This is a genomic window from Pseudofrankia sp. DC12, assembly GCF_000966285.1.
GTDB lineage: Bacteria > Actinomycetota > Actinomycetes > Frankiales > Frankiaceae > Pseudofrankia.
The window spans coordinates 2,951,847-2,978,656 of the sequence record NZ_KQ031391.1 but is presented as its reverse complement, the minus strand read 5'-3'; the positions used below and the strand labels follow the sequence as shown (position 1 = coordinate 2,978,656).

The window sequence follows — 26,810 nt, the reverse complement described above, 5'->3', positions numbered from 1 at the left end:
CCCGGCGTCACGACCTCGGCCGCAGCCTGGACGGGCCAGGCACCGTCAGCGCTCGGTGACGGCGCCGGTGAGCCGAGGCTTCAGTTCGCGGGTGACCGATCGCTCGGCCACGAAGGACACGAACGGGATCGTGCCGGCGAGCATGATCAGGATCGTTCGTCCCGGCGAGAACTTCGCCTTGGTCGCCAGGTTGAACGTGGCGAGCAGGTAGACGATGTAGAGCACGCCGTGGACCGGGCCGATCGTCTGGACCAGCTGCGGGACGCCGGCGGCATACTTCAGCGGCACCGCGACGAGCACCAGTACGACGAGGATGACGCCGACGACGTAGGCGAGAATCCGGTACGGCTTGTAGGCCTTCGCGAGTGCCTCCGGAGCCGCGCCCGCTCGGCTGGGCGTGGCCGGCGGCGGGCCGGGCACGGGCGGCGCGGTCGCGACGGCGGCCGGGTCCTGGCTGGGTGCGGTCATCGTGTTCTCCGGCGTGATCGTCGTGGTGGCACCGGTGCGACGGGAGCGACGGGTGCGGCCTGGTAGGCGGGGGTCATCTGGAGCTCAGGCGGAGTCGCGGGTGCGCAGGGTGGCCAGGTAGTCGTTGTACGCGGCGAGATCCTCGTCCTCGGGGTCCTCGTTGTCGGGCGGGGTCGCAGCGAGCGACGCCGGTACGGCGACGGCGGCGAAGACCAGCGGGGCGTCGGCGCGGGCGACCGCCGAGGTGGCGCCGTCCAGGCCGGTAACCGGCACCAGGCCCGCCACCGCTGAGCCGGTCGCGGTGACGGCTGGCTCGGCGCCCGCGACGGCGGCCGGCCCGGGACTCTGCTGGCTCGGGCGGATCTCCTCGCCGATCATCTTTCCCCACAGGTACAGCACGAACGCGGTGAAGATCCACCATTCGATGCCGTAGAAGAGGTTCTGCAGGGTGCCGTGGCTGGACTCGCCCTTCGTCCACTGCCAGCGGCCCATGTAGATGAAGAACGCGATGAGGCCGAGCGCTAGCAGGTGACGCAACAGCCACGCTGGCGAGAACAGCTTGAGCACCCTGCGCACACCCTGACGCTACCCCCGACCCGGTCCGGCGGGATGTGGTGGTAGCTCACGCCTCACCTGCCGCCGGCCGCCAGCCGGGTGTGCCGACGAACGTGCATCAGGGCGTCGACGAACCAGCCGGGAAAAATCTTGTCATTGGCGGCAACCTGGCGGGCCGCTCGAGCAACTACTACCTGAATGCCGAACGGAGTTCGCGCCAGGAGGTTCGGTCGGTGTTCTGGCCCGCTTGTTCCCCCGCTAACCCCCCCCAGCCGGGCGAGCGGGCCACCTAAACCAGATAGGCATCGCCAGGCACCCGCCTGGCCGCACCGGCGATCGGAACGTCCGTTGGCAGGCGGACCTTCCATCCCCAACCGCTGCCGCCCGGCCCCCCCTTCCCGCCCGGGCGGCAGCGGTACTCCCGGAGGGGACGCCACGCAGGAGCTCGCGGCTCGCGTGCCGTCCCCTCCGAGGTTCTGACGACATTCACGCGGTCACAGTCTCGCTACCCGCGGATCTCCGCGCCCAGGTCTTAGTTGAGGACGGCGGCCGCGAAGGAGAACGAGCTTCCGCCTCCGCCAGTGATGCTGATCATCGCTGGTGTCCAGTACGGCAGCCCGCCGAGGTCAATCGTGACCACCGCCGTCGAGCTTGGCAGCGTGACCGCGAAGCTGCTCGACTGCAGCCCGGCCGCGGACACGTTCACCCGCAGGCTCGCGGCTCCGCCCACATAGAGCGAGAGCTTTCCGACATGCGGGCCGCGGTACGCCGTGATCGTGGCCGAACGGCCGCCGGGAATCCGCAGCCGGGTGGTGGAATGGCTGGCCTGCGGGCGCGGCGTCCCCCAGGTCCAGCTCACGCTCGTGGGATAGCCGCGCTGCGCCGACCCGACCCCGGCGATCCTGCTGACGTCGAGGAGCTGGAACGGGATGGCGGCCCGTGCCGCGACCCCACCGTGGCCGTCGCCGAACACGACCCAGTCGGTCGTGTTCCGGCCGGGCAGGACGAGGTCGCTGCCGGAGCGAAACGAGGTGACCCCCCAGCCGAGCACGGCGCGCGGCCAGTCGGCCTGACCGGGCGGGACCTGGCCGCCCCGCCCGGGCCCCGTGCCGGGCTGCTGGCTGGTGCTGGCGCGGCCAGGCGAACTGTTGTCGGCTGTCGGGTTGGCGGCCGACTGGTTCTGGCCGGCCGACGGCGCGACACTGGGCGCGTCCGGCGGCGGTGTCGCGGGGGCCGGCAGCGGCGCGGCCGGCTGCGTGACCAGGCCGCGCGGCGCCGGCGTCACCAGCACGCGCGATGGCTTCGAATCGCTCTGCACCACGCTCGCGATGCCCGCGCTGACCCCGATCACGCTGACCACGGCGGCGAGGGCGCCGGCGGTGACGAGGCGCGGCCGCGCGGGGCCCGCCCGGTGTGCTCCGGCTGTACGGGAGCCGACCGGTCCGCCGGCCGGGCGGGTCGAGTGCGGCCGGGTGCGCGGGCGCCGCCGGGCGGCGTCCGCCGCGCGCTTGCCGGCGGCGAGATCGCGCTGGGCCGCGGTCGTGGCCGTCAGCACCCGAGCCCGCAGGCTCGCACTGTCGACGGCGTACTCCCCGAGGGCCTGCGTGAACTGTTCGGCGAGCGGTTCGGGCCCTGACGGCTCCGCGGGCCCTGACGGCTCCGCGGGCCCTGACGGCTCCGCGGGCCCCGACGGCTCCGCGGGCCCCGACGTGCGGGCGGCCACGACCGGGCTGCCGGCGCCGTAGTCGTCGAACACGGGGTCGGAGTGGGCGAGGTCCGTTGCCGTCAGCCCGGCGATCGTGAAGTCGCTGGCCGACTGCCTCGTCGGAGCGGCGTCATCGGTCTTGTCCGGACCGTCGACCGTCGTGGAGCTGGGGACGCGCCTGCCACAGATGTTCACGCCTCCCCTCCCCGCAGCGCCACCCGGCGAATACGTGGCCTCTTCCTGGCCGCCGCACTCGCCCCTGCGCTGTTCGCCGCCGGTACGCCGGGGCCACCGGCGGCCAGCAGTCGTTCCAGCTCGCTGACCGCCTTGGAGGTCTGGCTCTTCACGGTTCCGATGGAGATCCCGAGCGTGTCGGCCGTCTCCGCCTCGGACAGGTCGAGGCCATGGCGCAGGATCACGCACTGGCGCTTGCGCAGCGGCAGCCGGAGCAGGGCGGACTCCAGGTCCAGGACGGCGGGGACGTCCGGCCCGTTCGTGGCCTGGATCGGCAGTTGCCGGCCGAGCTTGGCGAGCACGTTGCGCTCCCGGACGGTCCGGCGGATCCGGCCGGCGGCGAGGTTCGCGACGCTGCGCCGCACGTAGGCCAGCGGGTTGTCGGCCGCCTGGACCCGGTCCCAGTGCACCCAGGCCGACGTGAGCGCCTCGGCGGTGATGTCCTCGGCCGCGTCCCGGTCGCCGCTGAGCAGATAGGCGAAGCGGGCGAGCTCGCGGTGGTGCGCCTCGAAGAAGCGCTCGAACTCGGCCTGGGCCGGCCGACCGCCCGCGCCGGCCGGGTGCCGGTCCGCGGTTGGCGGCTCCGGGAACTCCTCGGCCTGGGCCGGGCCCGCGGCGGGACGAAGCGCGCCGGTTCCCGCGCGTCCTGGGGTCGTGCCGGATGGCGGAAACACGCGGCTGGCCGGACGCGACGGCGTCGCGGTCACCCTCGACGGGTTCACGGACCTGGCCCGCGCCGCTGATCGTGACGCCGACCCGTGACGCGGGCCGCCCAGCTCGTTGAGGCTCACGTCGTCGATGTACACGGCACGCTCCCCACGGCATCGGCAAGCTCACGGCACGGTACCCCGTCGGGGCCGGTGCGTAGAAGGCTGACGACGTTCGGGAACCTTGATAAGTCTGGGAATTCGGCGAATATCGGCGAGGATCTGGGCTTCCGGAGGTTTCCGTGTTCGCCATGATCTCCGGTCGGATCGGCCGGGCCAGGACGAACCGGCGGTCCATCCGTCCCCTGACTACAGGCCGAGTGCTGTGTCCGCACGTGCCGATCGCCGGATCGCCGCGGCGATCCGGTGCCGACAGGTGGTGCGGGGCCCGGCTCAGACCGGCTCTGGCTCCGGCGTCGACGGGTCGGTCGGCGCGGGCTCGGTGAACGGGGATGGCTCGTGCGGGGCCGGCGGGAGATCGCCCGGACTGTCCGGCAGCAGTGGGCCGGGGTCGTCCGGGATCGGCGCATCGGGATCGAGCGGCGGCGGATCCGGTGGCCGGGCCGCCGTTCCGACTCCGCCGGGGCTGGCCGCTTGGGCCGCGGTCGGTCGGGTTCTGGTGCCTGCGGCCCGGGTATGTGCTCCGTGGCCCGAGGCAGGCCGGAGCCCTTCCGAGTGGGTCGACAGATCGGCTGGGGACGTAGGAATCGCCGGGCGCCCATGCGCCCGCACAACCCCGACCGTGAAGGCCTCCATGGTCAGGGCCGTACCCGTGGTCCCAACCTGGAAACGCCGCGCATCCGGAAACGACCGACCCCGGGCGATCGCCGCGCCGCCGGGCGAACCGGGCCGAGCCCGTCGCAGGCTCCGCCGCTCCGGGCGGGTCTATCACCGGCGCTGCCAGTTCGGACAGGTCCGTCGCGGGCTCCGCCGCTTCCAGCGGGACTAAGGTTGGCGGGTGTACGCGGTCACGCTGGACGGCCCCGGTGGTCCCGAGGTGCTGAAGTGGCGCGAGGTGGACGACCCGCCCGCCCCCGGGCCGGACGAGGTGGTCATCGACGTCGTCGCCACCGCGGTCAACCGGGCCGACCTGCTCCAGCGCCAAGGTCTCTACGCGCCGCCGCCGGGCGCCTCGGACATCATCGGGCTGGAGTGCTCCGGGCGGATCGCGGCCGTCGGCGCGGACGTCGACGGCTGGCGGACCGGGGACGAGGTCTGCGCGCTCCTGTCTGGCGGCGGGTACGCGACGAAGGTCGTCGTCCCGGCCGGGCAGGTGCTCCCGGTCCCGTCCGGGGTTGACCTGGTCACCGCCGGCGGCCTGCCCGAGGTCACCTCGACCGTCTACTCGACCGTGTTCCAGCGGGCTGCGATCGCCGACGGCGAGACGTTCCTCGTACACGGCGGCGCCTCCGGGATCGGCACCTTCGCGATCCAGGCCGTCCGGGCACTGCGGCCGAAGGCGCTGATCGCGACGACGGCGGGCTCCCCGGGAAAGCTCGAACGCTGCCGTGAGCTCGGCGCCGACGTCACCGTCAGCTACCGGGACGAGGACTTCGTGGCCCGGGTGAAGGAGGCGACCGGCGGCCGCGGCGCGGACGTCGTACTCGACAACATGGGCGCGAAGTACCTGGCCCGCAACGTCGATGTGCTCGCGCCCGACGGCCGGCTGGTGGTGATCGGCATGCAGGGCGGCATCAGGGCGGAGCTGAACCTGGCGACGCTGCTGACCAAGCGGGGCGCGGTCCACGCCGTGTCGCTGCGTCATCGCCCGGCCGAGCAGAAGGCGGCGATCGCGGCCGGCGTGCGGGCCGAGGTGTGGCCGGCGATCGAGGCCGGCGCGATCCGGCCGGTGATCGACCGGGTGCTCCCGCTGCGCGAGGCGGCCGAGGCGCACCGCGTCGTCGAGTCGCTCGGGCACGTCGGCAAGGTGCTGCTCGCGGTCTAGCCGCCGCGTCGAGGGTCCAGACGGTCTCGCGGCGGCCCGAACCAGGGGGAGCCGGAATGCGGTTGGATGGGGACATGACAGATCAACCGGAACCGCGGGTGGTGGTCGTAGGCCCGGACGGCCGGCTGCGCGGTCCGCTGGGCGGCGTCGGCGCGGACCGGGACCGCCCAGCCGACGATGGATCGGGCTCGCCCGACCCGCGCACGGCCATCTCCTCGATGGTGTCGCAGCCGGACAAGGTCATGCGGATCGGTACCATGATCAAACAACTGCTCGAGGAGGTCCGGGCGGCGCCGCTGGACGAGGCGAGCCGGCTGCGGCTGCGCGAGATCCACCGCAGCTCGATCCGGGAGCTGTCCGAGGGCCTCGCGCCCGAGCTCAAGGACGAGCTGGACCGGCTCAGCCTCCCGTTCGACGACAGCCAGACGCCCAGCGACGCCGAGATCCGGATCGCCCAGGCCCAGCTGGTCGGCTGGCTGGAAGGCCTGTTCCACGGCCTGCAGACGGCGCTGTTCGCCCAGCAGATGGCCGCTCGCGCCCAGCTGGAGGAGATGCGCCGGCGTGCCCTGCCCAGCGGCCAGCCCGGCCAGGAGGGGCTCGGCGGCGGCACCTACCTCTGAGTGCTAGCGGGGCCGGCGCTGTGGCCCCCGCGCCGGCGTTTCAGCGAACGGCAAGGCCGCGAACCAGAGACGCTTCGCGTAGTCCGGTGGGCGAGCAGGCCGGAGCGAAGCGACCGGCCTGACTGGCCCACCGGACGGAGCGAAGCCCGTTCGCGGCGGAGGACGCCGGCCGGAGGTCCCGACCGCAGCGAAGCGAGGATTGGGGCTGTAGGCCGGCGCCCGGACGCCGCGAACCAGAGACGGGGTCAGCTCGCCGGGCTGACCGAGCTCATGTTGAAGTCGGGGACGCGTACCGCCGGCATCCGGGAGAGCTTGAACCAGTCGGCCCACTCGCGGCCCAGGGTGCGGCTCGCCGCGCCGGTCTCGGTGATCCGGCCGAGCATACTCACCGGCGACTCGTTGAACCGGAAGTTGTTCACCGCCCCGGTCACCTCGCCGTTCTCGACGAGGTAGACGCCGTCCCTGGTCAGCCCGGTGAGCAGGAGCACCTCCGGATCGACCTCGCGGATGTACCACAGGCAGGTCAACAGCAGCCCGCGCGTGGTCGAGGCGACCATCTCGTCGAGGGTGGCCGTTCCGCCGGCGTCCATCGTGAGGTTGTCCACGAACGGCGTGGGCCGCGCGCCGGCGGCACGCGCGGAGGAACGGGTGTGCACCAGGGCGGCGAGCTTGCCGTCCTCGAGCCAGTCGGTCCGCCCGAGCCCCAGCCCGTTGTCGAAGACGCTCGACGTCGCGGACGAGTGACCGCAGGCTACGAACGGCGTGCAGCCCAGCTCGGGGTCGGCCGGGTCGCTGTACAGCGTCATCCCCGCGGGGCCGAACGCCTCACCCAGCCTCGTCCCGCCGCCGGACCGGCTGAAGACCGTGCGGCCCTCGGCGGCGTCCCGCCCGGCCGCCGACCAGTAGGCGTCGAGGATCAGGTCGGAGACGGCGGACGGCGGCAGCAGCGTCTCGTAGCGGCCGGCCGGCAGCTCGATCGTGCGGGCGCACCAGCCGAGCCGGCGGCGCAGCTCGGCGTCGGTCGCGGCCACGTCGACGTCGGAGAAGTCGTGGGTCGACTGGCCGTGCCAGACCGAACCGCCGGGCTGACCGTTCTTGGCGTTCCACTCGACCGAGCCGGTCGGCTGGCTGTGCCGCAGCCGAAGACCGGTCGAGGTGCCCAGCCAGGTCGTCGTCAGGTCGTGCTCGGCGAAGCCGTACAGGCCTCGGCCCTCGGCCCGCGCCGCCCGCAGCGCCTCGCCGAGGTCGGCCGCGAACGTCGAGAACACCGACGTCGAGGTCCGCTCGGCCACGGCGTCGAACGGCTCCGGGCTGGTCGCCACGCCGGGCTGACCGGGTGTCAGCAGCTCGGTGTAGTCCTCCGCGTCGTCGGCGTCCTTGGCCGCGCCCTCGGCGGCCCGGACCAGCTCGGTCAGCTTGTCGACCCCGGTCGCGCCGGACTCGATCGTGCTCACCGACCGCACTCCGAACGAGCGGCCGACGATGCTGACGACGGTGACCGACCGGTCTCGGGCGGCACCGTTCGTGGTGAGCGTGTTGTTCGCCCAGCGCAGGTTGACGGTGCTGGACTCGCTTGCGATCACGATGCAGCCGTCGGCGCGCGACGCGGCCAGCGCTCGTTCGACGATCTCGTGCGACGCCTCGGGCACCGCTGCCCTCCCATTCGTGGACTCGGGTGGTGGTGCGGACTGGTGATGCCCGGCCTGGTGGTTCGGCCTGGTGGCCCGGCGGGGCTACCGGCCCGCTTCGTGCCGCGTGTTGAGGATGCTGATCCCGCGGAACAGCGTCGACGGAGCGCCGTGGCTGACGGCGGCGACCTGGCCGGGTTGGCCCTTGCCGCAGTTCATCGCGCCGCCGAGCAGGTAGGTCTGCTCACCGCCGAGCCCGTCGAGTGCGCCCCAGAAATCGGTCGTCGTGGCCTGGTAGGCGACGTCACGCAGCTGGCCGACGATCCGGCCCTTGCGGATCTCGTAGAACCGCTGGCCGGTGAACTGGAAGTTGTACCGCTGCATGTCGATGGACCAGCTCTTGTCCCCGACGATGTAGATGCCGCGGTCGACCCCGGAGATCAGGTCCTCGGTGGACGGCCCGCCGGGCGTAGGCCGCAGCGAGATGTTGGCCATCCGCTGGATCGGCACGTGCCCGGCGGAGTCGGCGAACGCGCAGCCGTTCGAGCGGGTGACGCCGAGGCGCTCGGCGTTCGCCGCCGCCATCCGGCGGTCGAGCTGGTAGCCGACGAGCGTGCCCGCGCGGACGATGTCCCATCGGCCGGCGGCGACGCCCTCGTCGTCGTACCCGATCGTGGCCAGCCCATGGGGCGCGGTCCGGTCGCCGGTGACGTTCATCAGCGGCGAGCCGTAGCGCAGGGTGCCGAGCTGGTCAATGGTCGCGAACGAGGTGCCGGCGTAGGCGGCCTCGTAGCCGAGCGCCCGGTCCAGTTCGGTCGCATGGCCGACCGACTCGTGAATCGTCAGCCACAGGTTGGATGGGTCGATGACCAGGTCGTAGCGCCCCGGCTCGACTGACGACGCCTTCGCCTTCTCGGCGAGCAGGCCCGGAATCGTCTCTATCTCGGCGTCCCAGTCCCAGCAGCCGGCCGCCGGGCCCGCGACCAGCCACTCCCAGCCGCGGCCGGCCGGCGGCGCGATCGTGCGCATCGTCTCGAAGCCGCCACCCGGGTCGACCCGGGTCGCCTCGATCTGGCAGAGCAGGCGCACCCGCTGCTGAGTGGTCGAGGTACCGCTCAGGTCCGCGTAGTACTTGTTCTCCAGGACCTCGCTGAGCTGGCCGTCGACGTGGTCGACGTCGGCCGCGGACAGCAGCGTCCGGCACAGGCCGCCGACCCGGTCGACCTTCTCGCGGGTGTCGATGGCGAACGGGTTCACCGCGTACGCCGACACCCAGGTGGCGTCGGCGTGCACCGGCTCGTCGGCGAGCTCGATCGGCTCGGTGTTCAACGGGCGAGCCACCCGCGCGATCTCGACGGCCTCCCTGGTGACCCGGACGGCCTCGTCGGTGGTCAGGTCGACGCCGGCCGCGAACCCCCAGGTGCCCTCGTGCACGACCCTCACGGCGAAGCCGACGGTCGAGCCGTCATGACTCGTCTCGAGGCTTCCGTCCCGGAACGACAGCGAGCCGTCTCGCAGCCGCTCGATCCGGATGTCCGTGTGACTGGCGCCGAGATCGCGGGCCGTCTGCAGCGCCGCGTCCGTCAGAGCCGCCCGCGGCAACGCGAGGAACTCGGGATCGACCTCTTGCGGCGGCGTCCTGGGCGCAGCGGCGGAATCGGCTGTCGGCATGCGTCCTATCCTGTACCGCCCGTCCCCGCAACGGCGCGCCGGGCGCCGCCGGAACCACGCTCCGTACGCGCAGGAGCCGCGGCCCGCCCCCCGAGGACGAGCCGAGGTGCCTCGGCGGCTGGCGCCAGTCGCCTTGTGTCGTGTTCCTGCGTCGCTCTGTGCGGATTCGGTCGCCGACGGTCTGTTCGCGGTTTCCCTCCGGGCGTCCCCTCGTGCCGGCCGGTCAGGAGTACGCGTCGCCGTCAGGCGCTCACGTGATGCGGTCCCATCGGGTCGTTACTGACCGTCGGGGCCGCAGGCATCGCTGCCGTACTGGCCCTCGTCGCGGGAGCAGCGGCCGAGCCGGAGCTTGACCTGTGTCCAACGACGTTCGGCCTCCCGAATGGTGGTCGACAACAGCCGAGGGTCCCGCGATCCCTCCGTGAGGAACAGGCCGGTGGCGTCGGTGAACGCGGTCAGGAACCTCTGGGTCATGGGCTCGTGGATATCGACCAGGGCAGGGCCGTCGTCCCGCTGGCAGACATGGGACAGGAAGTCGTACGCGAGGACGTTCATCCGGACCGAGTTCGGATCGACCGGATCGCCGCAGTCGGGATGCCGACGTGGGCCCGCAGCGGGTTCGTCTGGGTATGGAAGGAAGGACTCGTCGGGCTGGGCCCAGGCCGGCTCGTCGCCGGTGTAGCCGAGGACGAAATCCTCGCGGCGGGCCCGGACGTAGGCGGTGACGAGGAGCACGCCGATCAGTCCGGCCGCCGTCAGCACCGCGGTTCCGAAAAGCCAGCCGGACCAGGCCGGATGACGGCTCCCGCCCGCGGCCAGCACGGTCGGAATAATTGCGAATAGTGCAATTCTGGACTTTCTGGCACAGATCGCCACGGCGGTCAGGCCGAGTCCGGCTTCAGCCAGTTCATTCGCTGACACTCCGGATCCGAGGCCTAGCAAGGTCACATCAGGCACGTAGTATCCCCCCAACCGCAGTGGCACTTCGGATTTCGCACGCCCGACGGGTCCGTGGCCGGGCATGTCGGACGCCTTGGAGGTCTCTGGCGCTGGGTGACGACGGTGTCATCAAGCGAGGCATGGCCACCTCCTTGACTAGGCGACCAGCGGTCGATCGACTGGCCTAGTTCGAATATGAGCCACGACACCGGGCCATACAAGCGGCTTTCGGGAATATTTGCGAGTCGGACGCCACGTGGCTACCGAACGCCCTATCTCGGGGCGTAGTCGCACGAATACCGCTAAGCCGGCATTCCAGAGATTTGGGCTGCCCCCTGGAAGCGCACAGCGCCATGCTCAGAGGACCGGCGACGGTCGGCCTGATGTTCCGAGAACGTTACGAGCGTGCGCGGCAATTGTGTTGAAATTGACGTCTGGCGATCGGCGACCACCACCTGGGGTCGACCAAGTGACCGACCGCGTCCAGCGCTGGCTACGGGTCGAGGCAGAGAGAGGGCCTGGAATGCTCGTACTGGCCAAGGCGGCGTGTGGGTCCTCCCAGTGTCACGGGGTCTGGGTTGATCCCGAGTCGGGGGACCTCCTCGTCGTCGGCGACCGGAAGTCGGTAACCCCGGCCCGTGGAGACGCCCGGGCCTGGGCGGTGGTCGAGGTCGCGCTGCCGGTGTATGCGAAGGCCGCGAACGCTCTTCGGCTCGCCGCGGAATGCGATCGCCCTGGTCTTGCGTCCGGAGATCTGCTTCCCGCCTGGGTCACCGTCAATGGCGTATGCGTCGCTGGCGAGCCTCGTGCCGATGCCCCGCCTACGATCGGCGTGGCGCCACACGAACAGTTGATCGTCGTCCGGCGAGTTGAAGCCGTCGTGGTGCGCGCCTTGGCCGCGACTGGGCTTCGCTGACGAAGTACCCGCCGGCCTGCCGGCCAGTTCCGACATCTATCGAACTTCAGGGCAAGGACTGCGGCCGACGGCCGTTTTGCCACGTATTCCACGCCGTATCGTGACGCGGCCCCAACGTTGCCCCCGCCGGCGCCGGTTTGCCAGCCGAAGTGATCTTTGATCTCGGAAGGCCCTGGCCGCGTGCCGCCGAGGCCGCTCGGCGGTCGTCGTCTCTGAACGTTCCGGCTGGAATCGTTGTCCGCCGGAGGCCTCGTCGCGTCGTCCAACGACTTGGTGCGTAGCATCCGTGCAGTCACACTCAGGGGCGCGTCTCCTGCGGTGACCGCATGGGCTCGGCGCGGTCGGAGCCCCGCGGCGCGCCCGCATCCCTTGATCATGATTGCTGGCGGGGTCCGTGACGTAATATTCCAACATATTTGCTAATCGGCGTCTCGGGGTGTAGCTTCCGGGAGCCGGGAGACGAGGACGGCAATGCGGCTGACTCCCTCGGAGTCGACTTCCCTGGAGCTGACCCCGCTGGCGACCTATCAGTGCGGCTCCGCGCACTGTCCGGCCGTATACGCCCCCGCGGGGCACAGCGACGATCTGGTCGTGCAGGGGTGGATAGCCGGTCCCCACTTGGCCCAGAGCCTGCCGACTGGGGAGCAGATGGTCGTTCTCCCTCGGGAGACGTTGCTTGAGGCGGTCCGCAAGCTCCTGAACGAGGGCTGATCTGCCGGCCGCCGCGCTGAGCTTTGCGTGGCGGCCGGACCCGAGAGACACCGTCTACAGGGAGGAACGATGACGGCCGGTGAGCAGCATTCGGCCCGCGAGCCATCCCTTGAGCTGGACGAGCCGCTCGGGCGCCTGCTTTTTCGGCTTCGCCAGGAACGTGACCTGACCACCTCGGCGTTGGCGCGAGAGTCCGGTGTCAGCCAGGGCCAGATTTCCAAGATCGAGAATCTCCAGATCACGCCATCCCCCGACGCGATCAGCAAGATCACAAGCGCGCTCCAGCTTCCGGGAGAGGTGGCCAACCTGCTCGTCGAGCAGGCGCGGCACGACAAGCTCGAGGCCAACCGCGCGCGTAGCGCGAAGCGACTCGTCAGTTCGGCGCCCAGCCCGAAGGAGGAAATCAGGCCGGAGGACTGGATGGGGGAGGAGATCAGGGCCAGCCGCATCCGCAACTTTGAACCGATCGTGGTCCCGGGGCTTTTGCAGACCAGTGAGTACGCCCGGCGTATCTTGAACGGCTTCCATTCGGTGGAATACGGCGACGACGACCGGACCTGGCCAAGCACGGCCGCGGTCCTCAGGGTGCGAGCTGCCCGCCAGGAGCGGCTCTACGACACCGCGGTGACGTACGAGTTCGTCATCATGGAACAGGTAATGAGGTTCCGCTTCGGCGAGGACGACTGGCCGATACTGATGGCCAATCAGATCCAGCGGATCGAGGCCGCCGTCGACCTGCCGAACGTGTCGATCAGGATATTGCCCGAAGCGGCGATTCTGAGCTGCCCGCCGGTCGAGGCGTTCACGATCGTCGACGACTCGGTCGTTCTCACCGAGTCGACGCTCGGTGGTGGCCGTCGAGACCGGGAGCGCAAGAAGATCGACGTCGGTATCCGCGCGTTCGACCAGTTCTGGAAGCTCGGCACCGACGACGTCTTACCAATCTTGAAGCGCTACAAGGCCGAGCTGCTCGGAGAAGCGATCAGTTCCGCGCCCGACCTGCCGGACGCCTGAGCGGCACCTGGCCCGGCCGGCTCCGTCGGCGGTCGGGCCAGGTGGTCCGCTTACCGTTGCCGGGTGAGCTCTCGGCGCGGCCCCGCCGGGCCGGCCGTGACCTTTTCGGCTATGCGGCTGTCGCTTCCGCTCCGGCCTGTGATGGGCGGCTCGGTCGCTCGGCCCGCGGCGGCGCGGGCCTGCGCGAGGCGGGCCTCGGCGAGGCGGGCGGCCTCGACGGTCCGGCTGTCGTGAACGAGGGTGAGGCGCTGGGGCCGCTCGCCGCTGGTGACATGTACCGGATACTCGCGCCGGTAGCCGGGGCGTACCCGCAGGTCCGCCCAGGTGGTTCCCGCTCGGTGAAGGTCGACCTGCACCTTCTGCCAGCTGTCCTCCGCACGCCGGACGGCGAGGACCAGCGCGGTCCGCGAGGCCGCCTGGTCGCGTTCGGCCATGATGCGGGCCGCGGCGCCCAAGGCATCCGCGACCGATCGGGCCTCGTCCGAGAAGGCGTCCAGGCGGGCCGGCCGGCCGGGCTTCGTGACCGTGTAGCGCAGGTACTGGCGGGCGAGCCAGGACAGCCGGCTGTGCAGCTGCTCGCGGTTGGTGCCGGTGAGAGTCGCGTAAGCGGTCAGCATTGACATGCGATCACGTCCAGCTGGATCTTCGTGCCATTCAGGCGATGGCCGGCGCCCCCGGCCGTGGGGTGGGCTGCGATGGCCGAGGTGGCCATACCCCACCTGGGTACTCCACAGGAATCAGTGGTGAGACCCCCCGCGTGCGGCATATTCCGACGCACCTCCTGCTTCCGAGGCCCGTGACCGATGGTCGACTGGACCTATGAGCAGACGGTAAACGACTGGGACAGCGCCGACAAGGCGACTTGAGAATATAGTCCAAGATCTTTACATGTGGATGGTTGAGAGGAATACTCTAGTCCTTGCAGGGGACATCGCCGGTTCGGCCCCCGTTCGCGAGCGGGCCCGCGATCCAGTCCGGCGTACGGGACCGGCATGGTGGGACAGGTGGCGACGTGACGTCGAGATGGCCGCGCGGGTCCGGCCTGGCCGTTGTGCCTTCCGGCGCGGCAGACGGGCCCCGCCCGGTCGAGGCCGGCGGGTCTGTCAGCGTCGCCGGGCCGGCTGGGATGGGCAAGTCCGCCGACAGCGGCAGACTGACCCTGTCAGGCCGGCCCGTCGGATACCGCCGCCGCGGCGGCCCGAAAGATTTCCGCCGGAATCTCGACGAGAACCTCGCCCGGAGCCGCCTGAACGGTGTCGTCAGTCACGAGCGTGCCCTGGACGACGATGGTGCCGTGGTCGCTGGCATAGACCTGAGGGCACGAGTTGGTTCCGCAGTGCTGGTCGGTCAGGGGTGTAAGGCGCATGTACCCGCCCTTTCATGTGGTGCCCCCGGATCCCCGCGGCGAACGCCGGGCTGGCGCCGCGCGACCCGGCCGACCGGGGATCGCCCCGTCGGCGGACAGGACCGTGTTCCTCGATTTGAGCACGCAATCGCCGAACACGCCGCCGATATACGCGGCCAACAGAGCCCACATCCGGAACCGTGGCGGACCACCTGCAGGCGCGAATTGCCAGGTAGACACCCTTCGCGTGCGCGATTGTTGATTCAGGCGAGTGTTCTTGCGCAGGGGGTGCCCGAATGGGCGGCTTAGCGGCTCCAGCTCGACGCGCCGGCCGAGTTCCCCGACTGGCGACTTGGCGTGGCCGGTCTAGTATTCAGGGCCTGGGAGATCATGCCCACTCCAAGATCGCTAATATTCACTCTGTCATTGCCGGCCGCGGATACTTGATGTTGAACGCGCCGGATGAGGAAGTAGGAGCAATGGAGCTCGTGCCGCTTGCCCAGACCAGCTGCGGGACATCGGCCTGCCCGGGTGTCTTCGAGGCATCTGATGGTTCCGTAGTCGTTCAGGGTTATGTTGTGCCTACGCAGCGCTACGTTGATGGGGTGCCGGACGGGGAGGCTCGGGTGCAGATTCCTCGCGACCTGCTCATCAGAGCGGCGCGCAGTCTGCCAGACTGGGATGGGCAGTAGTCGGGCCGAGCAGCTGGGCCGTCGATCCGGTGTACTGAGACTCGACCCGGAGTAGTAGTTCTCGCGGAAGCGGAGGACCGTCGTGACGGACGATGTGGTGGATGTCGTTCCGTCGCTTGGCGTTGCCTCGCTCGGTGCGGATCCGGGCTCCTCGACTCTGGCTGGGGAGCTCGGTCGCGCTCTCGCTGGTTTGCGTAAGCGCAAGGGGATGACGGGGGAGGAGCTCGGCCGGGCGATCGGCGCGAGTCAGGCGAAGATCTCGAAGATCGAGCGGGGCGTGCTGCGGCCGAGCCCCCTGGACGTTGAGAAGATCGTGCTGGCGCTCGATGGCTCGAAGGACGCGCTGCATGAGCTGGTGGGGCAGGCGACCGAGCTGCAGTCCCTGAGTAGCCGTCCGCGGTTGCCGCGCCGTGGCCCGGTCAACCAGCAGGATTACGCCGATCTTGAAGGTCGGGCAACGTTGGTGCGTGACTTCGAGCCGATCACTGTGCCAGGCCTGATGCAGATCAGCGAGTACACCCGTCGGGTGATCAATGCGTTCCATGCGGTCGACATCGGTGACCACGAGTCGAAGTGGGCCGAGACGGCGGCGAAGGTGACACAGCGGCTCCAGCGCCAGGAGCGGCTCTACGACACCAACAAGACGTTCGAGTTCATCCTGCTGGAGAACCTGCTCAACAACATGTATGTCACGCCGGGGTACATGCTGGCGCAGGTCGACCGGATCGAGCAGATCGCGAAGCTGTCGAACGTCACTGTGCGTGTGGTTCCGATGACGGCTCAGCTCGGCCTGCCGCCGAGTCACGGTTTTATGATCTTCGACGACGATGTGGTCGTCACCGAGTCCCTGGACGCGACCGTCTACCAGGACCGGCGCAGCGTCGAGTTCTACACCCACTTCTTCGAGAGCTACCGCGAGCTCGCGACCGCCGACCTCGAAGAAGTCCTCGAACGCTACAAGATGCGGTACGCCGACATGGCCAGGCCCAAGCCCTGAGCCGTCGGTCGCGGTCAGGCGCCCGTCAGTCGAAGAGACGTTCGAGGACGAGGGCTACGCCGTCGTGGTCGTTGGAGGCGGTTATCTCGTCGGCGGCCGCGAGGACCTCGGGATGCGCGTTGGCGACGGCGACCGAATGGCCGGCCCAGGCGAGCATCGGCAGGTCGTTGAGCATGTCGCCGAACGCGACGACGTCCGCCGCGGTGACCCCGTGAGCGGTGGCGACCTCGGCCAGCGCGACCGCCTTGGAGACGCCGGCACCGGCGATCTCGATCAGTGTCTCGGTGGACCGGGTCACCACCGCCTCGGCGCCCGCGAGGTCCACGACCTTCTCGTACACGTGTGCGAGCGACTCACCGCTGCGGCGGACGAGCAGCTTGATCGGCGGCAGCGTCACCAGGAGGTCGGCCAGGTCGGCGACCAGCTCCAGTGGGTCCGGCCACATCGTGCGGAACGCGGGCTCCCGGCCGAACCTCAGCCCGCTCTCGACCGCGAACGCGACGTCCGGCACGATCTCCCGAATGGCCAGGGCCAGCCGCAGCGCGGCCTGCTGGTCGAGCTCGCGATGGTTGACCGTCGTCTGTGCGTCCAGGTCGTAGACGAGGGCGCCGTTCGCGCAGACGGCGATGCCGGCGACCGAGGTCTTCGCGACGACGTCGGCCATTACGCGGATTGGCCGGCCGGTCACGAAAACAACGGTCCCGCCGTGCTCACGCACCCGGCGCAGCGCCCGGCGGGTGCGCTCCGACACTGTGCCGTCCGACCGAATCAGGGTTCCGTCCAGATCGGTGGCGACGATCGCGGGAGGGGGCACAGCGACCCAGTCAACCAGCGTGCGGCCGTTCGCACCATGGCCATCTCGTGGTCGGCCAGCGGACGCCCGAGGCCGCGGCCCCGCCCAGGTAACATGCGGTTCATGAGGTCTGTCGGCTGCTCGCGCGCGAGCCTGGGCGCATGCGGTGGCGTCACCGCTTCCGCTGCCGAGGGTCGCCGGCCGTGAAGACCTTTGACGAGCTGTTCGTGGAGCTCTCCGCGAAGTGGCGGGACAAGGCCCCGGACTCGGGCTCCGTCGCCGCGCTGGAGGCCGGCGTGCACCACATCGGCAAGAAGCTGGTCGAGGAGGCCGCCGAGAGCTGGATGGCGGCCGAGTACGAGACGGGCGAGCGGGCCGCCGAGGAGCTCTCCCAGCTGGTCTACTGGATCCAGCTCATGATGATCTCCCGCGGCCTCACCCCGGACGACGTCTACCTCCATCTCTGACCCCGCACCCGGGTGTCGTCTGCCCCTGGGATGGCGCGGGTTTCCGGCGACGTGGGTTCACGTCGCACTCTTGCCCCGTGAGATGACACCGGCGGCCGCCACCGGCCTGAGATGACACGGACATGGACATGCTGCGAATCGCGGTACCGAACAAGGGCGCGCTCTCCGTCGCCTCCAGCCAGCTGCTCGGCGACGCCGGGTACCACGTGAAGCGGGACGGCGCCGAGCTCGTCGTCGCCGACGTCGAGAACGACATCGAGTTCTTCTTCCTACGCCCGCGGGACATCGCGGTCTACGTCGGCTCCGGGCTCCTCGACGTCGGCATCACCGGTCGCGACCTGCTGCTGGACAGCGAGGTTCCGGCCCGGGAACTGGTCGCCCTCGGCTACGGGCACTCGACGTTTCGGTATGCCGCCCCGGAGGGCGCGGTCTCGGACGTCGCCGAGCTGGGCGGTCGGCGGATCGCCACCTCGTTTCCCGGGCTGGTCCGCGCGGACTTCGCGGCCCGTGGGCTGACCGCGCAGATCGTCACGTTGGATGGCGCGGTCGAGACGGCGGTGCGGCTCGGCGTCGCGGATGCCGTCGCTGACGTGGTCGAGACCGGTCGGACGCTGCGGGCCGCGGGCCTGGAGCTCGTCGGCGAGCCGGTCATGCGGTCCGAGGCCATCATGATCACAAAGCTGGGCGCGGAGCTCGCGCCGGCGCACGAGCGGCTGCTGCGCCGCGTGCAGGGCGTCCTGGTCGCGCGTCGGTACGTGATGATGGACTACGACGCGCCGACCGCCGTGCTGGACAAGGCCTGCGAGATCACGCCGGGTTTCGAGTCGCCGACGATCTCGCCGCTGGCCCGCGAGGGCTGGGTCGCCGTCCGGGCGATGGTCCTGAAGGACGACGTCAACCGCACGATGGACGACCTGTGGGAGCTCGGCGCCCGCGGCATCCTCGTCTCCGGCATCCAGGCCTGCCGCCTTTGAGGCGGGCGCTGCGGCGGGCGCTGGGCGCCCGCCGTCGGGCGCCCAGGCGCCCGACAATGTGGATCTTGGCTTAGGTATTTGGCGTCGTTAGCGCGATCCTGACCCGGCGAGGTGGTTGCGTTGGCGCCTCGCTGATGCCCGTCACCTTGACGGAACCGACGACGAAGCCCCCGGGGAGTTCCCCGGGGGCTTCGTCGTGACTGGTGTTGAGGAGTTACCGGCGGTGGCTGCTCAGGATGAGGCTCATGCCCTCGTTGCGGGTCGCCGGGGAGAGGAACTGGCCCCGGACTGCGGACGTGACCGTGCAGGCGCCGGGCTTGCGGACGCCGCGCATCGACATGCAGAGGTGCTCCGCCTCGACGACCACCATGACGCCGCGTGGCTTGAGGACGTCCACCAGCGCGTCGGCGACCTGGGAGGTCAGGCGCTCCTGCACCTGCGGCCGGCGGGCGTACAGGTCGACCAGCCTGGCCAGCTTCGACAGGCCGGTGATCTGGCCGTTCTCGTTCGGGATATAGGCGACGTGCGCCTTCCCGGAGAAGACGACCAGGTGGTGCTCGCACAGCGACGAGAAGTCGATGTCGCGCACGAGCACCATCTCGTCGTGACCCTCGTCGAAGACGGTGGTCAGCACGTCGGCCGGGTCGCGGCCCAGACCCTCGACGGCCTCCGCGTAGGCACGCGCGACCCGGTCGGGCGTCTTGCGCAGGCCCTCGCGGTCGGGGTCCTCGCCGATCCCGATCAGCAGTTCCCGCACCGCCGCGGCGACGCGGTCGTGGTCGAACGGGCGCACCCGGCCGTTGCCCGGCCGGAACTCGGCGACGGCTGCGCCGGAAACTGACCCTGGCCCCGCCGCCGAACCACCCTCGTCATCAAGGTGGCCGAAATCAGCGGACAGGAGGCCGGCTTCGGACGTCAACGGTGCTTCCTTTCGTCGTCGTTCGGCCACACCGGGGGCGCCCACGGGTTCGAGATCCGTGGGGCATCCGGCGGGGGCGTGGCCGGCGGCCCGGCCGGCCCGGTCGGGCCGTTGACGGGCCCGGAGACCGGGCCGTGACCGGTGTCGGCACCCTCACCGGGGGCGGAAGCCGGCTTCGTGAGGCTCGGCGCGCCGTTGCCGGTCGGGTGACCGTTTCCGTTCCCGTTGCCCTTGACCAGGTCGGCCACGTCGGACGCGACCAGGCCCAGCTCAGCAGGGGTCTGCACGGGCGGACGATCCGACGGTACCCGCCGGCCGACGCCCGTGTAGAAGCCACGAACCGGCCTCTTATGAACGGTGGCGAAAATCTCGAGCACCTCGTCCTTGCTGAGGGTCTCGATGTCCATCAGCCTCAGGACCAGGTTGTCCAGCTCGTCGCGGTAGGTGTTCAGCACCTCCCAGGCCTCGTCGTGCGCGGCCTCGATGAGCTTGCGGACCTCGTTGTCGATCTCGCCGGCGACGGCCTCGGAGTAGTCGCGCTGGTGTCCGACCTCACGGCCGAGGAACACCTCGCCCGACTCGGCGCCGAACTTCAGCGCGCCCAGCTTGTCCGACATGCCGTACTGGGTGACCATCGCGCGGGCGATCTGGGTCGCCTTCTCGATGTCGTCGCTCGCCCCGGTGGTCGGCTCGTGGAAGACGACCTCCTCCGCGGTCCGCCCGCCGAGGAGCACGGCGAGCTTGTCGAGCATCTCCGACCGGGTGGACAGGTACTTGTCCTCCAGCGGGAGCTGCATCGTGTAGCCGAGCGCCCGGCCACGGGGCAGAATCGTGATCTTGTGGACCGGGTCGGAGTTCGGCAGCGCGTGTGCCACCAGGGCGTGGCCGCCCTCGTGGTAGGCGATCCGCTTTTTCTCCTTTTCGCTCATCGCCCGGGTCTTGCGCTCCGGGCCGGCGAGCACTCGGTCGATCGACTCCTCCAGCAGGTCGGAAGAGATCATCTTCTGGTCCGCGCGGGCGGCCAGCAGTGCGGCCTCGTTCAGCACGTTGGCCAGGTCCGCGCCGGTGAAGCCGGGGGTACGGCGGGCGATCACCAGCAGGTCGACGTCCGCGCCGATCGGCTTGCCCTTGGCGTGGACCTTGAGGATCGCCTCGCGGCCCAGCAGGTCCGGGCGGTCGACCACGATCTGCCGGTCGAACCGGCCCGGGCGCAGCAGCGCCGGGTCGAGGATGTCCGGCCGGTTCGTCGCGGCGATCAGGATGACGCCGCCCTTGACGTCGAAGCCGTCCATCTCGACGAGCAGCTGGTTGAGGGTCTGCTCACGCTCGTCGTGGCCGCCGCCGAGACCGGCGCCACGGTGGCGGCCGACGGCGTCGATCTCGTCGACGAAGATGATCGCCGGGGCGTTGGCCTTGGCCTGCTCGAACAGGTCGCGCACCCGGCTCGCGCCGACACCGACGAACATCTCGACGAAGTCGGAGCCGGAGATCGAGTAGAACGGGACGCCGGCCTCGCCGGCGACCGCGCGGGCCAGCAGCGTCTTACCGGTGCCCGGCGGGCCGTACAGCAGCACGCCCTTGGGGATCTTGGCCCCGATGGCCTGGAACTTTCCTGGATTCTCCAGGAACTCCTTGATCTCCTGGAGTTCCTCCAGTGCCTCGTCGGCGCCGGCCACATCCGCGAATGTCGTCTTCGGCGTGTCCTTGTTGACCAGCTTGGCCTTGGACTTGCCGAAGTTCATCACGCGGTTGCCGCCGCCCTGCATCTGGTTCATCAGGAACAGGAACAACGCGACCACCAGCACCAGAGGCAGCAGGTTGAGTAGCAGCGAGACCAGGACGTTGCTGCGCTCGACCTTGACCTCGTACGGGACGCCCTTGTCGTTCAACTGGGCGGCCAGAGTGACCGCCTGGTTGGTGACGTAGCTCGACTCGTACTTCTTGTCGTCCTTGGTCTTGATCTGGACTATCTGCTTGGAGTCCTCGATCGTGGCGCTCTCGACCTGGCTCGTGGCGATCTTGTCCTGGATGAAGTGCAGGTTCTGCTTGCTGTACTCCTTGGGACCAGACAGAACGTTGGTCGTCAGGAAGATCACAAGCAGGACCAGGAGCGCCAGGACCACCCAGCCGCGGAAGATTCTTCTTGGAGTCATCTGCCTGGAGCGCTGGACACGCGCGCTCCACCCTCCTGACGTGTGTACTGCCCTCGATCGGGATTCCCTTGTGCCGAGGGTACCGCCGGCACGCGCATGTCACCCACGCGTACAGCTGAGGAACGGTCCGCCGGCCCGCCGTGTTCCGCCTGCACCCCACCACGCCGGGACAAGCCGGTCGCAGGTCCGGGGGTGACGATTCGGTCACCAGGGCCGTGCAGGCCGTGCCCGCGGGTGACGCCCCCGGGGGCGCTCAGTGCCTGGTCCCCGGCCGGGGACCGCGGGCGACTGCTTCCGGGGTGAGTGTCCCCACGAACGGGAGCGTTCGGTAGTGCTCGGCATAGTCAAGGCCGTAACCGACCACAAAGGCGCTTGGGATGTCGAAACCGACATATCGGACGTCGACATCGACGGTGATGGCTTCCGGCTTCCGGAACAGCGTCAGCACCTCGAGCGAGCCCGGGTTGCGCGAACGCAGGTTCTTGAGCAGCCAGGACAGGGTTAGTCCCGAGTCGATGATGTCCTCGACGACCAGTACGTCCCGGCCCTCGATCGACCGGTCCAGGTCCTTGAGGATCCGGACCACACCGGAGGACGACGTCGCCGAGCCGTAGGACGACACGGCCATGAACTCCAGGGTCACCGCGGTCCGCAGCGCCCGCGACAGGTCGGCCATGACCATGACCGCGCCCTTGAGCACCCCCACCAGCAGCAGCTCGCGTCCGGCGTAGTCGGCGTCGACTCGCGCGGCGAGCGTGGCGATGCGCGCTGCGATGTCCTCCTCGCTGACCAGCACCTCGCCGATGTCACCGGCGTGCCAGGGTGGCGTGTCGGCGGACGTTCGGGGAGCGCTCCCCGAGCCGGGTGTGCTCCGATCGGCAGAGCCAGGTTGGCTCAGATCAGCAGAGCCGGGTTGGCTCAGATCGGCAGAGCCGGGTTGGCTCAGATCGGCGGAGTCGGGTGCGGTCACTTCGGCGTGGCTCACCGGCATGCCCTCCTCGGCGTCGGACCGCGCGGCGTCGGGCCGGCGCGGCGATGGTCGCGGGCCGGTCGGCCCTGGCGCGGCGTCGCCGCCGTCCGCCGTCCCGCGGCGTCCGGACCTGGTCTCGCCCGGTCCGGCCACGCTGATCCTGTCACCTCGGCGCCGCGCGGTGACGCCGGACGGCAGTGGGACCGGCTGTTGCCCGCGCCACCGGGTCACCAGCTCCTCCATGGCCCAGACGTGTTCGGCGCGCAGCGCGGACGCCGAGGCGCCGAGCGTGAGCGCGGCCCGGCGCAGCACCCTGGTCCGCAGTGCGCTCGGTAACGCCCCGAGCGCCTCGACGGCGAGCTCGACCAGCCCCGGGCCGGGCGATGAATCCGCCGTGGCCGCCGCATAGGCGTCATCGGTGAGCGCGTCGAGCGCCTCGGCGTCGGCGCGCAGCAGGTCGGCGCTGCGCGACAGCGACTCGGCGATGCCCGGGCCGAGCTGATCCTCCAGCGCGGGCAGCAGGGCATGCCGGACGCGAGCCCTGGCGAAGGCCGCGTCGGCGTTCGTCGGGTCCTCCCAGGCGTCCAGCCCCTCGGCCTGGCAGGCGGCCCTGGCCTGTTCCTTGCGCAGCCCCAGCAGCGGCCGGCGCAGCAGCCCGTCGCGCGGGGACATCCCCGCGAGCGAGCGGGCCCCGGCGCCACGGGCGAGCCTCAACAGCACGGTTTCTGCCTGGTCGTCGAGGGTGTGGCCGAGCAGCAACGCGGCGGCGCCCAGCCGCTCGGCGGCCGTGGCGAGCGCCGCCCGTCGTGCCTCCCGAGCGGCTCCCTCGGAGCGGGCCGAGTGCGCCACCAGCAGCTCCACCGGGTCGAGCCGCAGTGCGTGGCCCTGCGCGGCGACGGACTCGGCCCGCTTACCCGACGCGTCGTCCCAGCCGTGGTCGACGGTCAGCAGCCCGGCGCGCAGCGCGCGGCGCGGCGCGACGAAAGCTGTCGCCGCCGCCAGTGCCAACGAGTCGGGTCCGCCCGAACAGGCGACCAGCACCAGCGCTCCAGGCGGAAGGTCGGCGATGGCGTGCCGCACGGCCAGCCGGATGGAGGCCACGGCCGGCGCCGGCGATCCCGACGGGTAGATCCGCCGGCCGCTGGTCGGGCTCGCGGCACTGGTCACCCGCGGCACCTAGGCGGAGATGGAGGGGCGACTGCCCAGGACGCGGGCCATCCAGGCCCCTGGGTCGGAGATCTCGGCCTGGCTCGGCAAGGTCACTGGGGACTGCCAGACCAGGTTGAACCCGTCGACTCCCGCCTCGGCGACGACCGCGCGCACGAACGCGCCACCCTGCCGGTACTGGCGCAGCTTCATGTCGAGGCCGAGCAGCCGGCGCACGAACCGGTCCAGCGGCGAGCCACCGGAACGGCGGGTGTCGAACCTCGAGCGGATGTCGGCCACCGTCGGCACCACCTGTGGGCCAACGGCGTCCATCACCTGGTCGGCGTGGCCTTCGAGCAGGGTCATGAGGGCCTGCAACCGGTCGAGCACGGCCCGCTGGGCCGGCGTCTGCAGCGCCTCGACGACGCTCGGGGCGTCCGGGCCGCGGTCGCGCACAGCGCCGCGCAGGGCCCCGACCGCCGAACGCAGCCGATCCGCGAGCACGTCCGGGTCCAGGTCGGTGGCCTCGATGAAGGCGCCGATCTCGGACTCGAGGTGGGCGCGCAGCCACGGGACAGCGGTGAACTGGCTGCGGTGGGTCTGCTCGTGCAGGCACACCCACAGCCGGAAGTCGCGCGGGACGACGCCCAGCCGCCGTTCGGCGTGCGCGATGTTCGGCGCCACCAGGCTGAGCCGGCCCACCGGGCCCGCGCCGTCGGCCCAGTCCGCCCGCGCCGGGGTGGTCGGCCCGTACTCATCGGGCGGGAGGAAGACCTCGTACTGGCCGAGGACCTTGCCCGCGAGGTAGGCGAGCGCCGAGCCGAGCTGAACCCCGGTGACCCGGCGGCCGACGGCCGTCGACAGGGAGCCCTTGGCGTTGTCGGCCAGCCGGTCGAGCAACGGGGTGGTGATCATGCGGAGGCCGGCAACGTTGGACCGGGCCCATTCGGGCCGGTCGACGACGGCGATCGGCGTCACCGCCGCGGGCGGCGGCAGTAGGTGGGTGTAGTCCTCGACGTGACGTTCGGCGTCCACCGCGAGCCTGCGCAGGCTGCTCACGACCTCGTCGGCCTCGGCGCGGGTGAGCTGTGGACCGGGCCGGACCAGCTTGCGGGCCGTCGCTACCGCCAGATCCCAGTCGACGGGCTGGTCCGCGTGCTGCCCGTCGTCAGGCCGCTTGTCCTCGGATTCCCGCTTGTCCTCGGATTCGTTGTCCCGTGATTCGCCGTCCTGGGGCTGCGCGTCGGCCACAGTTCCACGCTACCCGTTCGGCGCTATTCGATCTTGAGAATCGGCGCCCCGCCGATCGGTCAGGCGTCGCTCCGCGGGTTCGTCCCCAGTGCTGGTGGTCGGTGCGGCTAGTGCCTGGCCTGCGTGGCCGCCTGCGGTTCGCCACCCTTGTCGGGCTGGGCCGGCGCGGTCGTGACGATCGTGGTCGCGGCGGGGGGTTTCGGCTGGCCGGCGGAACAGCCGCAGCCGGCGAGGGCGGCGGCGACCCGGTCCAGGCTCGCCTTCGCGGCCGTCGACTCGTTGACCGGCGCGAAGAAGCCGAACAGCAGCAGCCGGCCGTCCGCGTCCACCAGCTGCCCGGCGAGGCTGGTGACGGTGCTCAGGCTGCCGGTCTTCGCGCGCACGTCGCCGGCGGCCGGCGCGGTGTCCGCCCCGCCGTACCGGTCGCCGAGCGTGCCGGAGAACCCGGCGACCGGGAGGCCTGTGATCAGCGGCCGCAGCTCGGGGTGGCCGAGCAGCGTGGCGGTACGAAGGATCGACACCAGCGTCCGCGGCATGATCGCGTCGGCCACGGACAGGCCGCTCACGTCGGCCAGCGACATCCCGGCGGTGTCGATCCCGAGCTGGGAAAGCACCTGCCCGACGGCGGCAGTGGCGCCGGCGAACGTCGGCGGCAGCCCGCGGGCGCGGGCGACGAGCCGCCCGAGGCTCTCAGCGATGTCGTTGTCGGAGTCGGTCAGCATCCGCTCGACCAGCACCGGGATCGGGGGGCTCGCGGCCGTCGCGACCGTCTTCGCCGCCGGGTCGGCCGGCCCGGTGCCGACGGCGCCGACGGCCACGCCGGCGGTGTGCAACGCGGTCGCGAACGCGGTCGTGGCGGCGGCGTCCGGGGTGCCGGTTCGGGGCCCGGTGGCTCCTGGCGTGGGCCGGCCGGCATCGACTTCCAGGGCCGAGACCGGCGTGACGTCGCCCTCGGCCACGTAGACGTCCTTCCAGCCGGGCGCGGTGCCTGGGCCCTGGAAGAGTGTTCCGTCGCCGATGACCCGGCTGACGGAGGTGATCCCGGCGGCGTGGACCTGGGCGGCCAGATCCGACAGCCTCGCGCTGATGCTGGCCGGGTAGCCGGCGGGGTCGGTCGCGGCGGTCAGCGTCGGGTCGCCCGCGCCGACCAGCCAGAGCGTGCCACCTTGTTGGACCCCCCCATTCGACGTGGATGGCACGGTGGGGGGTGGCAGGTAGGCAACCCGGGTCGTCAGCCGGGTTGCGGGGGAGAAGGTGCGCAGCGCCGCGGTGGCTACTGCGGTCTTCAGCGTCGAGGCGGGCGCGGTGGGCACCGAGGCCCGTTGGTCGAAGAGGACCTTTCCCGTCAGGGCGTCGACCACGAGCCCGGCCGGGCTGCCCAGCAGCGGGTTCGCGAGCGGCCCGGTGAGGCGACCGGAAAGCGCGGTCGGGTCCGGAACCGGCCGGGTCGCGGCCAGACCAGGCAGGGGCGCCGCGCTGACCGGGGGTACCGTCGCGTTGAGCGCCTTGTCGGGCCCCGGCCCGGAGGAGACTGTGAGCGACCCGGCGAGCAGCGCGCCGGCCAGCGCGGTGAGGCCGCCGACCCGGGCACCTGCTGTCACGGATGGAGCCTACGGGCGCTCGCCCCGGTCAGGCTGCCGGGGCGGCCCGTTCGATGACCTTTGGCGGGGATGTCCCGGGGCGGCCTCGTGCGCGGCTGGTCTGGGCGCTCCGGCAGGATATCCGCGAAGGTCGTGCCCGGAACGCCGGCTGGTAGAGGTTCCGGGGTGAGCGCCCGTGGAACAGGTAGTGAAGGTGATGGAGAGGCCACTGCGGAGGCCGGAGGGTGGGCCGGGCCTCGAGGCCGGAGCCTCGGGGTGCGGCAGGCCACAGTGCCGGAGCTGCGGACCATCCGATGTCCTCCGACACTGGACGAAGGCACGATTCACGAACCTGGTGCGATCCGACGACTCGTTCTGGTCGTAGCCGGGCGAACGCAGGTCGGTCCTGG

General features: G+C 70.9%; 23 protein-coding genes. 8 read left to right on the top strand and 15 right to left on the bottom strand.

Features of this window, described 5'->3' with window-relative positions:
• Positions 1 to 45 precede the first annotated feature (45 nt).
• From FRADC12_RS11840 to FRADC12_RS11825, 4 genes are all read right to left on the bottom strand, one after another.
• Entirely contained in the window at positions 46 to 468 is a 423-nt protein-coding gene (locus FRADC12_RS11840; RefSeq protein WP_084010605.1) for a DUF3817 domain-containing protein, read from the bottom strand.
• An 84-nt stretch (positions 469 to 552) separates the two neighbouring features.
• Positions 553 to 1,044, bottom strand: a complete 492-nt coding sequence (locus tag FRADC12_RS11835; RefSeq protein WP_045876687.1) for a hypothetical protein — start codon at positions 1,042 to 1,044, stop codon at positions 553 to 555.
• Between the two features lie 511 nt (positions 1,045 to 1,555).
• Complete coding sequence (locus FRADC12_RS11830) at positions 1,556 to 2,923, bottom strand: hypothetical protein (RefSeq protein ID WP_045876686.1); 1,368 nt, start codon at positions 2,921 to 2,923, stop codon at positions 1,556 to 1,558.
• Positions 2,920 to 3,768 (bottom strand): SigE family RNA polymerase sigma factor, encoded by an 849-nt coding sequence (locus FRADC12_RS11825; protein WP_232303742.1) that lies wholly within the window; start codon positions 3,766 to 3,768, stop codon positions 2,920 to 2,922. The genes FRADC12_RS11830 and FRADC12_RS11825 overlap by 4 nt, the downstream gene beginning before the upstream one ends.
• A gap of 859 nt (positions 3,769 to 4,627) precedes the next feature.
• Between FRADC12_RS11825 and FRADC12_RS11820 the strand changes: the two genes are divergently transcribed.
• Positions 4,628 to 5,614, top strand: coding sequence for an NAD(P)H-quinone oxidoreductase (locus FRADC12_RS11820; protein WP_084010603.1), 987 nt, complete (start codon positions 4,628 to 4,630; stop codon positions 5,612 to 5,614).
• Positions 5,615 to 5,688: 74 nt separating this feature from the next.
• A complete protein-coding gene (locus FRADC12_RS11815) occupies positions 5,689 to 6,234 on the top strand; it encodes a bacterial proteasome activator family protein (RefSeq protein WP_045876685.1) in 546 nt (181 codons plus the stop codon).
• Positions 6,235 to 6,479: 245 nt separating this feature from the next.
• Here FRADC12_RS11815 and FRADC12_RS11810 read toward each other — a convergent pair whose 3' ends face one another.
• The 3 genes from FRADC12_RS11810 to FRADC12_RS28365 all read right to left on the bottom strand — a co-directional run bounded on the left by FRADC12_RS11810 (position 6,480) and on the right by FRADC12_RS28365 (position 10,556).
• On the bottom strand, positions 6,480 to 7,883 hold the full coding sequence (locus FRADC12_RS11810) for a metallopeptidase TldD-related protein (RefSeq protein WP_045876684.1): 1,404 nt from the start codon (positions 7,881 to 7,883) through the stop codon (positions 6,480 to 6,482).
• Positions 7,884 to 7,967: 84 nt separating this feature from the next.
• Entirely contained in the window at positions 7,968 to 9,533 is a 1,566-nt protein-coding gene (locus tag FRADC12_RS11805; RefSeq protein WP_045876683.1) for a TldD/PmbA family protein, read from the bottom strand.
• Between the two features lie 276 nt (positions 9,534 to 9,809).
• The gene (locus FRADC12_RS28365; RefSeq protein WP_157488816.1) at positions 9,810 to 10,556 is read right to left on the bottom strand and encodes a hypothetical protein; all 747 of its coding nucleotides are present in this window, start codon (positions 10,554 to 10,556) and stop codon (positions 9,810 to 9,812) included.
• 385 nt (positions 10,557 to 10,941) lie between these two features.
• On the opposite strand from FRADC12_RS28365, the gene FRADC12_RS31175 reads away from it, so the two are divergent.
• The 3 genes from FRADC12_RS31175 to FRADC12_RS11785 all read left to right on the top strand — a co-directional run bounded on the left by FRADC12_RS31175 (position 10,942) and on the right by FRADC12_RS11785 (position 13,113).
• A complete protein-coding gene (locus FRADC12_RS31175; protein ID WP_157488815.1) occupies positions 10,942 to 11,388 on the top strand; it encodes a hypothetical protein in 447 nt (148 codons plus the stop codon).
• Positions 11,389 to 11,859: 471 nt separating this feature from the next.
• Entirely contained in the window at positions 11,860 to 12,099 is a 240-nt protein-coding gene (locus FRADC12_RS11790; protein ID WP_052710861.1) for a hypothetical protein, read from the top strand.
• A 69-nt stretch (positions 12,100 to 12,168) separates the two neighbouring features.
• Positions 12,169 to 13,113, top strand: coding sequence for a Scr1 family TA system antitoxin-like transcriptional regulator (locus tag FRADC12_RS11785; protein ID WP_045876681.1), 945 nt, complete (start codon positions 12,169 to 12,171; stop codon positions 13,111 to 13,113).
• 50 nt (positions 13,114 to 13,163) lie between these two features.
• Here the strand turns inward: FRADC12_RS11785 and FRADC12_RS11780 are convergent, their stop codons facing one another.
• A complete protein-coding gene (locus FRADC12_RS11780) occupies positions 13,164 to 13,736 on the bottom strand; it encodes a hypothetical protein (RefSeq protein WP_157488814.1) in 573 nt (190 codons plus the stop codon).
• Between the two features lie 539 nt (positions 13,737 to 14,275).
• Positions 14,276 to 14,479 carry a hypothetical protein gene (locus tag FRADC12_RS11775; RefSeq protein ID WP_045876679.1) on the bottom strand — a complete coding sequence of 68 codons (204 nt, stop codon included), beginning with the start codon at positions 14,477 to 14,479 and terminating at the stop codon, positions 14,276 to 14,278.
• Between the two features lie 753 nt (positions 14,480 to 15,232).
• On the opposite strand from FRADC12_RS11775, the gene FRADC12_RS11770 reads away from it, so the two are divergent.
• Positions 15,233 to 16,147: a helix-turn-helix domain-containing protein gene (locus tag FRADC12_RS11770; protein ID WP_045876678.1), complete on the top strand. Its 915-nt coding sequence runs from the start codon at positions 15,233 to 15,235 to the stop codon at positions 16,145 to 16,147.
• A 25-nt stretch (positions 16,148 to 16,172) separates the two neighbouring features.
• Here FRADC12_RS11770 and FRADC12_RS11765 read toward each other — a convergent pair whose 3' ends face one another.
• Positions 16,173 to 16,961: an HAD family hydrolase gene (locus FRADC12_RS11765; protein WP_084010601.1), complete on the bottom strand. Its 789-nt coding sequence runs from the start codon at positions 16,959 to 16,961 to the stop codon at positions 16,173 to 16,175.
• A gap of 182 nt (positions 16,962 to 17,143) precedes the next feature.
• Here FRADC12_RS11765 and FRADC12_RS11760 point away from each other — a divergent pair, with 182 nt between their 5' ends.
• On the top strand, positions 17,144 to 17,407 hold the full coding sequence (locus FRADC12_RS11760) for a phosphoribosyl-ATP diphosphatase (RefSeq protein ID WP_045876676.1): 264 nt from the start codon (positions 17,144 to 17,146) through the stop codon (positions 17,405 to 17,407).
• A 128-nt stretch (positions 17,408 to 17,535) separates the two neighbouring features.
• Positions 17,536 to 18,381, top strand: a complete 846-nt coding sequence (gene hisG / locus FRADC12_RS11755; RefSeq protein WP_045879458.1) for an ATP phosphoribosyltransferase — start codon at positions 17,536 to 17,538, stop codon at positions 18,379 to 18,381.
• 214 nt (positions 18,382 to 18,595) lie between these two features.
• Here the strand turns inward: hisG and folE are convergent, their stop codons facing one another.
• From folE to dacB, 5 genes are all read right to left on the bottom strand, one after another.
• Positions 18,596 to 19,300, bottom strand: a complete 705-nt coding sequence (gene folE, locus FRADC12_RS11750; protein ID WP_052710860.1) for a GTP cyclohydrolase I FolE — start codon at positions 19,298 to 19,300, stop codon at positions 18,596 to 18,598.
• Entirely contained in the window at positions 19,297 to 21,453 is a 2,157-nt protein-coding gene (ftsH, locus tag FRADC12_RS11745; RefSeq protein ID WP_045876675.1) for an ATP-dependent zinc metalloprotease FtsH, read from the bottom strand. Before ftsH ends, folE begins: the two co-directional genes overlap by 4 nt.
• Before the next feature lie 253 nt (positions 21,454 to 21,706).
• Complete coding sequence (gene hpt / locus FRADC12_RS11740; protein ID WP_084011318.1) at positions 21,707 to 23,590, bottom strand: hypoxanthine phosphoribosyltransferase; 1,884 nt, start codon at positions 23,588 to 23,590, stop codon at positions 21,707 to 21,709.
• 9 nt (positions 23,591 to 23,599) lie between these two features.
• On the bottom strand, positions 23,600 to 24,700 hold the full coding sequence (locus FRADC12_RS11735) for an Rv3626c family coenzyme F420 biosynthesis-associated protein (RefSeq protein WP_045879455.1): 1,101 nt from the start codon (positions 24,698 to 24,700) through the stop codon (positions 23,600 to 23,602).
• 227 nt (positions 24,701 to 24,927) lie between these two features.
• Positions 24,928 to 26,421, bottom strand: coding sequence for a D-alanyl-D-alanine carboxypeptidase/D-alanyl-D-alanine endopeptidase (gene dacB / locus FRADC12_RS11730; protein ID WP_045876674.1), 1,494 nt, complete (start codon positions 26,419 to 26,421; stop codon positions 24,928 to 24,930).
• Between the last annotated feature and the right edge of the window lie 389 nt (positions 26,422 to 26,810).

What these genes read in the sequence shown, in the direction of transcription:
- FRADC12_RS11840 (WP_084010605.1), bottom strand. Translation starts at nt 468, where the DNA reads ATGACCGCACCCAGCCAGGACCCGGCCGCCGTCGCGACCGCGCCGCCC.
- FRADC12_RS11815 (WP_045876685.1), top strand. Translation starts at nt 5,689, where the DNA reads ATGACAGATCAACCGGAACCGCGGGTGGTGGTCGTAGGCCCGGACGGC.
- FRADC12_RS11805 (WP_045876683.1), bottom strand. Translation starts at nt 9,533, where the DNA reads ATGCCGACAGCCGATTCCGCCGCTGCGCCCAGGACGCCGCCGCAAGAG.
- FRADC12_RS28365 (WP_157488816.1), bottom strand. Translation starts at nt 10,556, where the DNA reads ATGCCCGGCCACGGACCCGTCGGGCGTGCGAAATCCGAAGTGCCACTG.
- FRADC12_RS11790 (WP_052710861.1), top strand. Translation starts at nt 11,860, where the DNA reads ATGCGGCTGACTCCCTCGGAGTCGACTTCCCTGGAGCTGACCCCGCTG.
- FRADC12_RS11785 (WP_045876681.1), top strand. Translation starts at nt 12,169, where the DNA reads ATGACGGCCGGTGAGCAGCATTCGGCCCGCGAGCCATCCCTTGAGCTG.
- FRADC12_RS11780 (WP_157488814.1), bottom strand. Translation starts at nt 13,736, where the DNA reads ATGTCAATGCTGACCGCTTACGCGACTCTCACCGGCACCAACCGCGAG.
- FRADC12_RS11775 (WP_045876679.1), bottom strand. Translation starts at nt 14,479, where the DNA reads ATGCGCCTTACACCCCTGACCGACCAGCACTGCGGAACCAACTCGTGC.
- hisG (WP_045879458.1), top strand. Translation starts at nt 17,536, where the DNA reads ATGCTGCGAATCGCGGTACCGAACAAGGGCGCGCTCTCCGTCGCCTCC.
- ftsH (WP_045876675.1), bottom strand. Translation starts at nt 21,453, where the DNA reads ATGACTCCAAGAAGAATCTTCCGCGGCTGGGTGGTCCTGGCGCTCCTG.